This is a genomic window from Streptomyces sp. NPDC051940, from assembly GCF_040680895.1.
In the GTDB taxonomy this organism is placed as follows: domain Bacteria; phylum Actinomycetota; class Actinomycetes; order Streptomycetales; family Streptomycetaceae; genus Streptomyces.
The window spans coordinates 25,120-37,772 of sequence record NZ_JBFAXR010000036.1 but is presented as its reverse complement, the minus strand read 5'-3'; the positions used below and the strand labels follow the sequence as shown (position 1 = coordinate 37,772).

The following is a 12,653-nucleotide window of genomic DNA, read 5'->3' as shown; positions in this document are numbered from 1 at the left end:
CCCGCCCGGCAGGGCAGGCGGGTCCCGGTGACGGCGATGGCCGCGGCCGTCAGCGGACCGGGGCGGTCTCGTCGGCCGGGGCGGTGGCGTCCTGCGGGGAGGACGTGGCGCCGATCTGCGCCAGATCGCGGTGGCGCGTCTCGCGGGCCGCCAGCAGGGCCACGAGCGTCAGGGCCACGGCCGCGAGCAGATAGAGGGAGATCATGGTCGAGCCGCCGGTGTCCTTCAGCAGCGCCGTCGCGATCAGCGGCGCCGGGGCGCCGGCCGCGACCGAGGCGAACTGGGCGCCGATCGACGCGCCCGAGTAGCGCACCCGCGTCGCGAACATCTCCGAGAAGAACGCGGCCTGCGGCGCGTACATGGCCCCGTGGAAGACCAGCCCCACGGTCACGGCGAGCAGCAGCAGCCCGAACTCCCCGGTGTCCACCAGCGCGAAGAAGGGGAACGCCCACGCGCCGACGCCCAGCGCCCCGACGAGGTAGACCGGCCTGCGGCCGACGCGGTCGGAGAGCGCGCCCCAGGCCGGGATGACGGCGAAGTGGATCGCGGAGGCGATGAGTACGGCGTTCAGCGCGGTCTGCTTCTCCAGACCGGTGTGCTCCACGGCGTAGACGAGGATGAAGGCGGTGATCACGTAGTACGAGATGTTCTCGGCCATGCGCGCGCCCATCGCGATGAGCACGTCCTTCCAGTGGTGCCGCAGCACGGCCAGCAGCGGCATCCGCTCGGCGGCGTCCTCCGCCTTGCGGGTCTCGGCGCGGGCCAGCGCGGCCTGGAACACCGGCGACTCGTCCACCGAGAGCCGGATCCACATCCCGATGAGGACCAGCACCCCGGACAGCAGGAACGGCACGCGCCAGCCCCACGACTCGAACGCGGAGTCGCTGAGCGTCGCCGTGAGCGCGGACAGCACACCGGTGGCGAGCAGCTGCCCGGCGGGCGCCCCGGTCTGCGGCCACGAGGCCCAGAACCCGCGCCGCCGCGCGTCACCGTGCTCGGACACCAGCAGCACCGCGCCGCCCCACTCCCCGCCGAGGGCGAAGCCCTGGACGAGCCGCAGCGCGGTGAGCAGCACCGGAGCGGCGGAGCCGACCGTGGCGTGGGTGGGGAGCAGCCCGATGGCGAAGGTGGCGCCGCCCATCAGCAGCAGACTGAGGACCAGCAGCTTCTTACGCCCCAGCCGGTCGCCGTAGTGCCCGAAGACGAGCGCGCCGACGGGTCGGGCGGCGAAGCCGACGGCGTAGGTGAGGAAGGACAGCAGCGTGCCGGTGAGGGGGTCGGTGTCGGGGAAGAACAGCTTGTTGAACACCAGCGCCGCGGCGGAACCGTAGAGGAAGAAGTCGTACCACTCGATGGTGGTGCCGATGAGGCTGGCGGCGACGATCTTTCTCAGGTTCGCGGGCTGCGGGGGAGCGGCTGCAGAGGCGGCCATGGTCACCACTTCCGGGCGGGGGACGGGGTTGCTTGTGTCGCCACACCGTAGGAAGGGGCAGGTCACGCGCGTATGTGTCGGGACACCATAGTTCAGTGGGCGGGGGTGCGTGGGGGCACCATGGGGCTGGTGCCGGGGAGGTGCAGCGGAGGCGTGGGCGCCGCGGGGTAGTTGTCCCGTTTGGGTGGGTAGGGTGCCATTCCGCGATGCGGTTGCGGACCCTCGTGCTGCTGGCCATCCCTCGGCACGCTGGGCCAGGATGGTTCCATGAAAACGATCTCCTTCCCAAGGACCGAACTGCGAGCCTCGAACATCGTCCTGGGGCTGATGCGCATCGCCGGACTCGCCGACGAGGACATCCGCACCCTCTACGGCAGCGCCCGGGACGCCGGGATCAACGCCTTCGACCATGCGGACATCTACGGTCCGTCGCGCCACGCGTGCGAGGCGCGGTTCGGAGAGGCGGTCAAACTCTCCGCCGCGGAGCGGGAGTCGATCGTCATCCAGAGCAAGGTCGGCATCCGGCCCGGCTTCTTCGACTTCTCCGCCGAGCACATCGTCCGTACCGTCGACGAATCGCTGGCGGCTCTGCGTACCGAGTACCTCGACGTGCTCCTGCTGCACCGGCCCGACACCCTCGTGGAGCCGGAGGAGGTGGCCGCGGCCTTCGACCAGCTCGAATCAGCCGGCAAGGTCGTGAACTTCGGCGTCTCCAACCACACTCCGGGGCAGATCGAACTGCTCAAGACGGCAGTGCGTCAGCCGCTGGTGGCGAACCAGGTGCAGCTGAGCATCACCCACTGCCCGATGATCGCCTCGGGAATCGCCGCCAACATGGGCGGCCTCGACCAGTCGGTGGACCGCGACAACGGCCTCCTCGACTACTCCCGGCTGCGGGGCATGACCCTGCAGGCGTGGTCGCCGTTCCAGAAGGGGTTCTTCGACGGGGTCTTCCTCGGCGACCGCGAGAACCACGCGGAGCTGAACGACGTCCTGGACGAGCTGGCCGCGAAGTACGAGGTGACCCCGACCGGGATAGCCGTCGCGTGGATCACCCGCCACCCGGCGAACATGCAGGTGGTGCTCGGAACCACCAACCCCGGCCGGGTGGCCGAGTCGGCGGCGGGCTCGGACCTCCCGCTGACCCGCGAGGAGTGGTACCGCCTCTTCCGCGCGGCGGGCCATGTCGTGCCCTGATGCCCTGATGCCCTGTACCGGCCGTCGCCCCGTGATCAGGAGGCTTCAAGGTCACAGGCGCACGTGTGAGGGCACCCCGTAGCTTAGGCGAGCCGGCCGATCCCCGCCGCCACCACGTCCGCCAGGCGCTGCGCCGCCTCGAAGTGCGGGGTGAGGCGGGTCTTGGTCAGGGCGAAGGCGGTGGAGGTGGCGGTGTCGGCGTAGACGTAGCTGCCGCCGCCGCCCGGCCAGCCGAACGTGGTGGGTGTCTCCTCCGGCCGCGTGCCGATGCGGCCGAGGGGATAGCCGAGGGCCAGCCGTGCGTGGTTGCCGAAGACCTGGTCGGTGCCCTCGAAGGCCACGGCCGTCAGCTCCCGTAGCCGGCGTGCCTCGATGAGCCGGCCGTCGAGGACCGCGGCGTTCATGGCCGCGATTCCGCGTGCCGTGAAGGTGCCCACCGAGGGGATGTCCGCCTCCAGGATCCCGGGGCTGTTGCCCATGGCCGCGGTCGGTCCCATCTCCCACGGCGCGAGAACCGCGTCGCCGTCCGGTGGGGCGACCGCGCGCGGTGCGGCGTCCTCGAGCCGTGCCAGCCGGGGCAGGGCGGCTCGCGGCACACCGAAGTACAGGTCACCGTCGAGGCCCAGGGGCGCGGCGACCCACTCGTGCAGGAGCTGCCGCATCGGTTTGCCCGTGGCCCGGCGCGCGACCTCGCCGACGAGGAAGCCGAAGGTGTACGAGTGGTACCCCGTCGCGGTCCCCGGGCGCCACCGCGGTTCGGCGTCGGCGAGCGCGGTGCAGACCCGCGACCAGTCGGCCAGGTCGGCCGGAGTGATGTCGCGGGGCATCGCGGGCACGCCCGCGGAGTGCGTCAGCACGTGCCGCAGCGTCGTGGCCGCCTTGCCGTGGGCGGCGAACTCCGGCCACACGTCGGCCACCGGGGTGTCGTATCCGACAGCGCCGGTACGGACCAGCAGGTGGGCGATCAGCGACGTCATGGCCTTGCCGGCGGAGAAGCTGAAGAACGGGGTCCCCGGGGTCACCCTGCGCCCGCTGCGGCCGTCCGCCACGCCCGCGACGGCGTCGGCGACCAGGGCGCCGCGGTGGTGGACGGCGATCTGCAAGCCGGTCTCGGCTCCTGTGTCCACGAGTTCGTCGAGGACGCTCTGGACCTTCTGCTGCAGTACGGGCATCGTCGTCAAGGGCTCGGCCACCTGTCGCGTGTCTGGCGGATGCCGGCAGCTCGCCGGGACGAATCCGTCGGCCGGCGCGGCCCGCCCCAGCCTAGCCGTGGGTCAGCCCTGGCCCGCGCACTCCGCCCAGATGGTCTTGCCGGCGAGTGTGTAGCGCGTGCCCCAGCCTTCGGCCATCTGGGCGATCATGAACAGTCCGCGGCCGGTCTCGTCGGTCTCCGCCGCCCGGCGCGGATGGGGTGACGTGCTGCTGGCGTCCGAGACCTCGCAGATGAGCGAGGGGGACCGGATCAGGCGCAGCTGGATGGGGGCCTGGGCGTAGCGGATGGCGTTGGTGACCAGTTCGCTGACGATGAGTTCCGCGGTGAAGGCGAGCTCGTCCAGTTGCCAGGCGGCCAGTTGGCCGCTGGTCAGGTTGCGGGCCTGGCCGACGATGGCGGGGTCGAGGGGCAGGTCCCAGGTGGCGACCCGGTCGGGGCCGAAGGCATGGGTGCGGGCCAGCAGGAGTACGGCGTCGTCCGCCCCGCCCGCGGGGAGCATCCGGTCCACGGCGGTGTCGCAGGCGCGCTCCAGGTCGGCGTCCGGCTGGGTGAGTGCCCGCAGCAGTGCGCGCAGCGCCGCGTCGATGTCGCCGCGGCCGTCCGCGCCGCGCAGCAGGCCGTCCGTGTAGAGGGCCAGGACGCTGCCCTCGGGCAGTTCGGTGTCGACGGTCTGGAAGGGCATTCCACCGAGGCCGAGCGGCGGGCCGAAGGGCACGTCGAGGAGCCGCCCGTCCCCTGAGGGCGGGATCACGAGCGGGGGATAGTGGGCCGCGGAGGCGAAGCTGCACCGGTGGGCGACGGGGTCGTGGACGGCGTACAGGCAACTGCTGCCGACAGCCCCGGTGTGGGCGCCGGAGGCGTACTCGGGGTCCAGGGCCTGGCTGATGATGATGCCGTCGAGCTGGCTGAGCAGTTCGTCCGGCGACGGGTCCTGCCGGGCGAGCGCGCGCACCGCGGTGCGCAGCCGTCCCGCCTGGGCCACGGCGTGGATGCCGCGCCCGGGGACGTCGCCGACGACGAAGGCGACGCGGGCCCCGGAGAGCGGGATGATGTCGAACCAGTCGCCGGCGACCCCGGCGCGGCCGACGGCGGGCAGGTGGCGGTGGGCGGTGGTCGCGGCGCTGAGCTCGGGCGTCGTGACCTGGAGAAGGCTGTGCTGGAGGGTGAGCGCGGCGTGGCGCTCGCGGGTGTAGCGGCGGGCGTTGTCCACGCACACGGCCGCGCGGGCCACCACCTCGCCGGCCACGGTCAGATCGTCGGTGTCGAAGGGGTCGGGGCGCCGCCACCGGTAGAAGTGGGCGACGCCGAGGGTGACGTCGCGGGCGCGCAGCGGGACGACCATCACGGAGTGGACCCCGGCGGCGGCCATCTTCGCGGCCCGGTACCGGTCGTGGGCCAGCCAGTCCGCGGCGTCCTCCAGGGTCGCCAGCAGGATCGGGTCGCCGGTCGCCATGGCCCGGGCCTGCGGGGTGGCCGGATGGAAGGTGAGCAGCGCGCCGGGCGGATAGCTGGCCTCGGAGGCGGCCTCGTCCACGGAGCGAACGGCCGCGCGGTGCAGTACCGCCCCGCCGCCGACGGGTCCCGGGCCTTCCTCTTCACCGAGCGTGATGCCCTTCAGCAGGTCGACGGCGACGAAGTCCGCGAGCTGGGGAACGGCCACCTCCGCGAGTTCGACCGCCGTACGGGTGACGTCGAGGGTGCTGCCGATCCTCGCGCTGGCGTCGTTGAGCACCACCAGCCGGTCGCGTGCCCGCTCGCGCTCGGTGATCTCCATGATCGCGGACGCGACGCCGAGCACCGCGCCCGCCGGGTTCATCAGCCGGAAGGAGGTGGTGCTCCACTCCTTCTTCCACCCCTGGAGCGCGGGGGCGGGAGCCCGGTGCTCCTCGGTGACCGGTTCCCCCAGCTCCAGCACCCTGCGCAGCCTCGCCTCCATCCGGTTCGCCACCGGCCCGGGGAAGAGGTCGCTCACGCGCCGCCCGAGCGACCTCTCCGCGGGAATGCCGTGGATCCGCTGGAGCGCGTCGTTGACGCGGATGAACCGCAACCCGGGATCGAACACCGCCAGCCCGATCGGAGCCTGGGAGAACAGCCCGTCCACCACCGCCCGGTCGGTGTCCCAGCGGCGGATCTCGGCCGCCGGGACGAAGATCGTGAACCAGTCGGTGCCGCCGCCGGTGACGACCGGCCAGGCCCGGACCATCAGATCGACGCTGCGGTCGTCGCGATGCCGGGCGACCAGGCCGCCGCGTACGCTCTCGCCGATCCGGCAGCCGCGTACCGCCTCGAGCACCTGCGCGCGGTCCGTGACGGCGGCCAGCAGCTCGACCGCGGGCCGCCCGATCACCGCCGCGGCGTCGTAGCCGAGCAGTGCCGGTGCCGAACCGCCCCAGGCGGTGATCACCCCGTCGCGGTCGACGGCCGCCGTGCCGGCGAACCGGTCCGGATGGTGCGCAGCCTCGTACTCCACCCTGCCAGCGTCCGGTCACGGGCACGCTTCCCGCAACCGATCCGGACGCCGGGTCGCCGTCAGCCGAACCGGGGGAAGTGCTCCTCCGGCAGCGCCGCGCCCGGCTCCAGGCCGAGCGGGTCGGTCACCGGATGCGGCAGCGCCGCGTAGCGGGTCTCCGCGTCCGTGTAGATGACCACGTGCGCGATACGCGGGTCACCGGTGAGGTTCGGGGTGGCCGTGTGGGCCAGGTGGGAGTGGTGGAACGTGCAGTCGCCCGCACGCAGCGGCACCGTCACCCGCTGCCGCCAGGTCAGGTCGGGTGCCAGGCCGAGGAGGTCGCCGTGGTCGGTGAGGTCCTGCGGGCGCAGCGCGGGGAGGCGGTGCGAGCCGGGGATGAATGTCATGCAGCCGCGGTCCACCGGTACGTCGACCAGCGCCACCCATGCGGACAGTGCGTGCCGGGTGCCCCGGTGCGGCCAGTAGGGCTGGTCCTGGTGGAACTCGGTCGCGGCCCCGTTGTGCGGCTCCTTGATCAGCAGCTGGTCGTGCCACAGGCGCAGCGGTGTCCCGGCCAGCCGGGTGGCGAGGGCGCCGAGGGCCGGGTCGAGGGTCAGCTCGCGCAGCGTCGCGTCGTGCTGCCACAGCTGCAGCAACTGGGTGAAGGTGCGGCCGGCGTGGTGGTCCCGCAGCCGGTCGCGGGCGCCGAGCGCGGCCTTCGCGTGCCGCTGCGCGTCCGCGCGGCCGATCACTCCGGGGAGGTGGACGAAACCGTCGCGGCGGTAGGCGCCGACCTGTTCGCCGGTGAGGTTCTGCGGTGTGGTGGTGCGGGTCATGTGCTGCTCTCCCTCACGGTCGACCGCTGCCGTCCGGCAACGGTCGCAGCACGGTTCCCACCGCGGACAGCACACGACCGCCCCTCCTCCAGCACAATCCCGACCATGCACCGCGTACGACGCGCTGACGTCTTCCCGCCGGGCGCCGGACAGGTGGTCGCCGAGCGCTACGACCTGGCCGCCGACTCCGGCGCGCACAGCCACGACTTCGTCGAGTGCGCCGTCGTCACCGGTGGTACGGCCGTGCACGTGTCGGCCGCCGGCGAACGGCGGCTCGGGCGCGGTTCCGCCGTACTGGCGCGGCCCGGCGACTGGCACGGCTACCGGGACTGCCGCGGGCTCACCGTCCACAACGTGTACGTGGGCCCGGAGCTCTTCTCGTACGAGCTGGCCTGGCTGCGCGCCGACACGGCGTTCGCCCCCGTCCTCAACGCCCCCGGCGGTGCCCGGACGTTCCAGCTCGGCGACGAGGGGCTCGGGTTCGCCGAGTACGGGCTGTCGCGGCTCGCGGCACCGGTGACGCGGGCCGTACGGCTCGGGCTGCTGCTGTCCCTGCTGGGCACCGTGGTGGCGGCCGACCGCCACGGTGCCGGGGGCTCCGGCGGTCCTCGCACCGCCCCCGTCCACCCCGCCGCCACCGGGGCGGCCCGGCTGCTGGAGGACGAGCCGGCGGCGGCCTGGACAGTGGCCCGGCTGGCCGCCGCCGTCGGGCTGTCCGAGCCCTACTTCGCCCGGCTCTTCCGCCGGCAGTTCGGCGTGCCGCCCATGGCCTACCTGAACCGGGTGCGTGCCGAACGGGCCGCGGCACTGCTCATCGAGACGGAGCTGCCGGTCGCGGCGATCGGCCGCCGGGTCGGCTGGCCCGACCCCAACTACGCCGGCCGCCGCTTCCGCGCGCACTTCGCGTACAGTCCGGCGCGGTACCGCGCCCGGTTCCGCCCGGACGGGCGTTCCGCCCCGGGGGAGCAACCGGGGTAGTCCGCACAACTTGCCTGGTAGATATCACAGTTGTATCTGTTAAGTTGAGTCTCAAGCCCGTCGGAACCGAGCAGCTCAGGGAGTCCCGCACCATGAACGCGCGTCAGCCCGCCGGGGGCGGGATCGCCCGCAGGCGTGCGATGGCCGAGCACGTCATCCGGCAGGGCTCGGTCTCCGTCACCGAGCTGGCCGAGACGTTCGGCGTCAGCGTCATGACCGTGCACCGGGATCTCGACGAGCTCGAGGGCCGCGGCATGGTCCGCAAGTTCCGGGGCGGCGCCTCGGCGCAGGCGTCCAGCGTCTTCGAGAGCAACATCGCGTACCGGATGACCGCCAACCAGGACGCGAAGGAGAGCATCGCGCGCGTCGTGGTGGACACCCTGGAGCCGGGCAGTTCGGTGATGCTCGACGACTCCACCACGGCGCTGGCGGTCGCCAGACAGCTGGGCAGGGTCGCCCCGCTCACCGTGGTGACCAACTTCCTCGAGGGCATGAAGCTCCTGTCGGACGCCCCGGGCATCCGGCTGATGGCACTCGGCGGCGAATACCACCCCGGCCACGACTCCTTCCTGGGCCTCGCCTGCATCGACGCCATCGAGGCGATGCGCACCGACGTGGCGGTGGTGTCGACCTCCGCCGTCTCCGGCGGCTACGCCTTCCACCAGGAGCAGGAGATCGTCCTGGTCAAACGGGCGATGCTGGCCACGGCCACCCGCCGGGTGCTCGCCATCGATCATACGAAGCTGCGCCGGGTCGGCCTCCATCGCGTGGTGCCGCTCGATGTGTTCGACACCGTCGTCATCGACGCGGGAGCGGACGCGAAGGACGTCGAGGCGCTGCGCGAGCAGCACCCGGACGTCCGGATCGCGAAGTAGCACGGCGGCCGCGGCGGTTCACGGCGTCACACTCGGCAGCCGCGGCGGTTCACCGCGTCACACGGAGGCGGACCGGGCCGAAGAGCCCCGAGCGGGTCTGCCCCGGGAAGACGAAGTGGGTGGGGCTCACCGCGTCCAGGAAGGGCGCGAGCGTGCCGAACACCTCGACCGCGACCTCGTTGCGGCCGGGGCGCAGTGCCTCGCCCACCTCGAAGCGGTACGGCGAGCAGACCTGGATCCCGCAGGACCGGCCGTTGACGAACACCTCCGCGGTGCCGCGCACCCGGCCCAGGTCCAGGAGGGCACCCTTCGGGGTGCCCGCCGACTCGACGGCCGTGCGGTAGCGGACCCCGCCGCTGTACTCGGGCAGGCCGGCGTCCGCCCAGTCCCCCAGCCGGAGAGGTCCGGGCCCCACGGCGAACTGGACCGGCCCGGTCAGCACCGCCCCGCCGCTGCAGGCGCGTTCGGGCTCGACGCGGACCAGGGCCCGCCGTACCCCGCGCCCGCCCTCCAGCGGCACCGCCAGCGGCCCGGGCCCCGCGGCCGCCAACTGCCCGTCCACGTACACCGACGCCGTGCCGCTCACCGGCAGCCGCAGCGCCGTCGCCCCCGGCGGTACGCCGAAGCGCAGCCACTCCACCCGGCCCGCTGATCCCGGTACGGCGAGGAGTGCCGGCAGCACCGTGCCGTCCTGCGGGCCTTCGAGCCACGCGGCGCCCGGCAGCGGATGCGGACGGCGCGGCAGCTGGAGCGACCCGGGGTCGCGGAACTGGGTGCGCCGGGTGCGTACGGTGAGGGCTTCGCCGTCGCGCGTCGCCGACCAGCCCGGACCCGAGGTCGCGGCGCCGTCGACCAGGAGGCCCGTGGCGGCGTCGGCGGTGCGCACGGCGAGCACGTTCTCGCCGGGGACGAGGACGGCGGAGAGGTCGTAGCGGTCGGTGCGCGGCCTCCTGTGGTCCGTGTACGGGTCGAAGCCGCCCTGGCGGCCGACCTCGGTGCCGTTGACCAGCACCCGGCAGGCCGCCTCGGCGGAGACCTGCAGTACCTCGCCCAGGGGCTGGAAGCGGACGATGAACTCCGCCGGACCCGGCGCCGCGACGATCCACTCGGGACCGCGGGCCGCCTCGGGGTCGGTCGTGACGGAGATCTGGGCGCGCAGCGGCTGCGGATCGGTGCCCTCGACGGTGAGTTCCAGCTCCAGGAGTGCCGTGCCGGGGCCGAGCGGGAGCCGGCTGAAGGCGAGATACCCGTGGTCGTCGAGTTCCACGTCCCGCCCGTCGACACGGACCCGTTTGGCGGCGGCGGCGCCCACGCTCAGACACCCCTCGGCCGGCACGGTCAGCTCGGCCCGGAAGTGCACCTGCCGCCCCGCCGCCACGGTTCCGAAGTCCAGGAACTCCCGCGGCACATGGCCCTTGGGACCGAGAGCCGCACGGTGGACGGGGTCCTTGCGGATACCGCGCGAGACCGAGTAGACGGCCGGCTGCCACGGGCCGTCGCCGGTGCGCCACTCGCCGTGCGGACCGAAGGTGGCGTGCACGGTCCGCCAGTCCTCGTCGCCGTCGGCGCGGTGCTCCACGGCCCAGCGCTGGAGTCGCGATGCGGCCCCGGGGGCGAGGCCGGGCCAGGACTCGTCCAGCGCGAAGTCGCCCCAGGTGTCGTCGAGGGTCGGGATCAGTTCGTACGTCCACGCGCCGAGCCCGATCGTGTCCGCGGGCAGCGCGTCCGGAGCACCCGCGGGGAGGCCCGCGGGTTCGGCGGGGAACACCAGCAGCGCCGCGGGCCCGGCGTCGAACGGGACGGTCACCTCGACCCCGTCACCGCTCCGCCTGCCGGGCAGGACGCGGGTGTTCCCCGTGAAGGGGTCGACGAGGTACGGGTCGCCTGCCACCCCGCGTACCCGCACGGCCGTCTCCCTGGCGTACCGCGCCGGGTCGAAGTCGACGGTTGCCTCGGCCCAGCCTGCCGCGGCACCGCGGTCGTCGGGACGGCCGACGGACACGCGGCTGGCGCCGGGGAAGGCCGCCGCCAGGAACACCAGGGTCGTCCCGTCGGCCTCCCGGACCAGGGGCGGCACCGGTGCCTCCACCCGGCGCAGCCCGGTCAGCAGCGGGCCGAGGGCGTCCGCCGTCGGTGCGAAGCGCGCGCGTTCCCGCAGGGGTCCGGGCGGGGGCCGCTCGCCGACGGCGACCACCAGACCGCCCGCCGCGGCGAACTCCGCCAGCCGGCGCTCCGTCGCACCCTCCAGGACCGTGCACGCCGGCAGCACGACCGCGGCGTACGACTCGTCGGCGACCGTGAGCCGCCCGTCCCGGACCGCCGCGCGCCGCACCGAGTCGTCGTCGATCACGTCGGCGTCCAGCCCGAGTCGGTCCAGGGCGCCCGGTGTGGAGCGGAACCAGGTCATGTCCCCGACGAGCTCCCGGTACACCGTCTGCGCCCGGCGCGCCGCGGCGTCGCGGACCCCGTCCAGCCGCACACCCGCCTGGACGGTCGCGGTGGGCAGCAGCACCGCGACGTCGCAGACGTGGCGGCCGAGGGTGAGTGCTGCGCTGAGCCGGCTGACGGCACCGGCGAAGACGTGGTGATGCCGCCAGTACGGCTGGCGCCAGTCGGTGGCCGGCGGGGCCCACTCCCACCAGCCGCCCTTGGTCGTGTAGTAGACGGCGTGCGGGTTGTAGAGGTTGGCGCCGGCCCGAAGCCAAGGCAGCAGCCAGTCGTAGGTCTCCTCCAGCGTGCCGCCCCACCCGCTGGAGTGGAACGCCTCGATCCAGGTACGCGGCCGGCCGTAGAGGTGGGCCAGCGAGGAGTGGACCCGGGCGTCGCCGTGGTGGTCGGAGCCCGGCGCGCTGAACCAGCGGTGCGTACGGGCGTAGTCGGCGTACAGCTCCACACCCGCCGCGGGATCCCCCGCCCGCGCCGGATCCTGCTGGTCGCAGCCGCTGAGCAGGCCGTGCCGGTCGTGCCAGTCGGCTAGCGGGCGGAAGAAGGACTCCTCGGCGAGTTCGGACCGGGTGCGCTGGTAGTCGCGGCGGAAGCGGCCTGCCGTGGGCCCGTCCTGCCAGAGCAGCCGCAGCAGGGGTTCCGGTTCGTAGCCGCGCCGCTCGCGGAACTCCGCGGCGAAGCCCGCCGACCAGGTGGGCAGCGTGGGCAGTTCGTCCTGGAACGAGCCCGCGACGACCCCGCCCAGCCGGTCCCCGAGGCGTCGCTCGAACTCCCCGTGCACCCGGTCGAGCAGCGCGGCGCAGGACTCCCGCGACAGGTAGTCGAAGCCCCGCACGGACACCGACCCGTCCCGCTCCAGCCACCGGCCCGCGAACTCGGGCCGCTCGTGCACGAGTCCGGACTGCACGGCCGCACCGGAGAAGCCCAGCTGGTCGTAGAACCACAGCCGGACCCCGAGCGACCCGGCGTCGTCGCAGACCCCCTTCAGCAGCGCCCACCAGGCGTCCGAGAAGAACGGCGGATCGTCGGCGTCGGCGTCGAACATCGGCCCGGACGGGGCCAGGTTGAGCACGACCAGGTTGTACACGCCGCCCTCCGCGAAGCGCGCGAGCTGCCACCGGAGCCGGTCGCGGCGCAGGGGCTCGCCGCTCCACCACCAGATCGCGGTCGGGGAGAAGCCGCGCGGCGGGTCCTTCAGCAGCGCGTCGAGTGCGGGCGGCAGCGTCAT

General features: G+C 73.6%; 8 protein-coding genes. 3 read left to right on the top strand and 5 right to left on the bottom strand.

The window, feature by feature from the left end; genetic code table 11:
* Positions 1 to 49 precede the first annotated feature (49 nt).
* Positions 50 to 1,432, bottom strand: a complete 1,383-nt coding sequence (locus AB0M28_RS16655; RefSeq protein WP_365404436.1) for an MFS transporter — start codon at positions 1,430 to 1,432, stop codon at positions 50 to 52.
* A 267-nt stretch (positions 1,433 to 1,699) separates the two neighbouring features.
* Here AB0M28_RS16655 and AB0M28_RS16650 point away from each other — a divergent pair, with 267 nt between their 5' ends.
* The gene (locus tag AB0M28_RS16650; protein ID WP_365404433.1) at positions 1,700 to 2,629 is read left to right on the top strand and encodes an aldo/keto reductase; all 930 of its coding nucleotides are present in this window, start codon (positions 1,700 to 1,702) and stop codon (positions 2,627 to 2,629) included.
* Positions 2,630 to 2,712: 83 nt separating this feature from the next.
* Here AB0M28_RS16650 and AB0M28_RS16645 read toward each other — a convergent pair whose 3' ends face one another.
* From AB0M28_RS16645 to AB0M28_RS16635, 3 genes are all read right to left on the bottom strand, one after another.
* Positions 2,713 to 3,801 (bottom strand): serine hydrolase domain-containing protein, encoded by a 1,089-nt coding sequence (locus tag AB0M28_RS16645; protein ID WP_365404531.1) that lies wholly within the window; start codon positions 3,799 to 3,801, stop codon positions 2,713 to 2,715.
* 102 nt (positions 3,802 to 3,903) lie between these two features.
* Entirely contained in the window at positions 3,904 to 6,312 is a 2,409-nt protein-coding gene (locus AB0M28_RS16640; RefSeq protein WP_365404430.1) for a SpoIIE family protein phosphatase, read from the bottom strand.
* 59 nt (positions 6,313 to 6,371) lie between these two features.
* Positions 6,372 to 7,127 carry a phytanoyl-CoA dioxygenase family protein gene (locus tag AB0M28_RS16635; protein WP_365404427.1) on the bottom strand — a complete coding sequence of 252 codons (756 nt, stop codon included), beginning with the start codon at positions 7,125 to 7,127 and terminating at the stop codon, positions 6,372 to 6,374.
* 105 nt (positions 7,128 to 7,232) lie between these two features.
* On the opposite strand from AB0M28_RS16635, the gene AB0M28_RS16630 reads away from it, so the two are divergent.
* Together AB0M28_RS16630 and AB0M28_RS16625 are read left to right on the top strand one after the other, a co-directional pair.
* Positions 7,233 to 8,105 (top strand): AraC family transcriptional regulator, encoded by an 873-nt coding sequence (locus tag AB0M28_RS16630; protein ID WP_365404424.1) that lies wholly within the window; start codon positions 7,233 to 7,235, stop codon positions 8,103 to 8,105.
* A 92-nt stretch (positions 8,106 to 8,197) separates the two neighbouring features.
* The gene (locus tag AB0M28_RS16625) at positions 8,198 to 8,980 is read left to right on the top strand and encodes a DeoR/GlpR family DNA-binding transcription regulator (protein ID WP_365404421.1); all 783 of its coding nucleotides are present in this window, start codon (positions 8,198 to 8,200) and stop codon (positions 8,978 to 8,980) included.
* A 49-nt stretch (positions 8,981 to 9,029) separates the two neighbouring features.
* Here AB0M28_RS16625 and AB0M28_RS16620 read toward each other — a convergent pair whose 3' ends face one another.
* Positions 9,030 to 12,653 (bottom strand): glycosyl hydrolase, encoded by a 3,624-nt coding sequence (locus AB0M28_RS16620; protein ID WP_365404418.1) that lies wholly within the window; start codon positions 12,651 to 12,653, stop codon positions 9,030 to 9,032.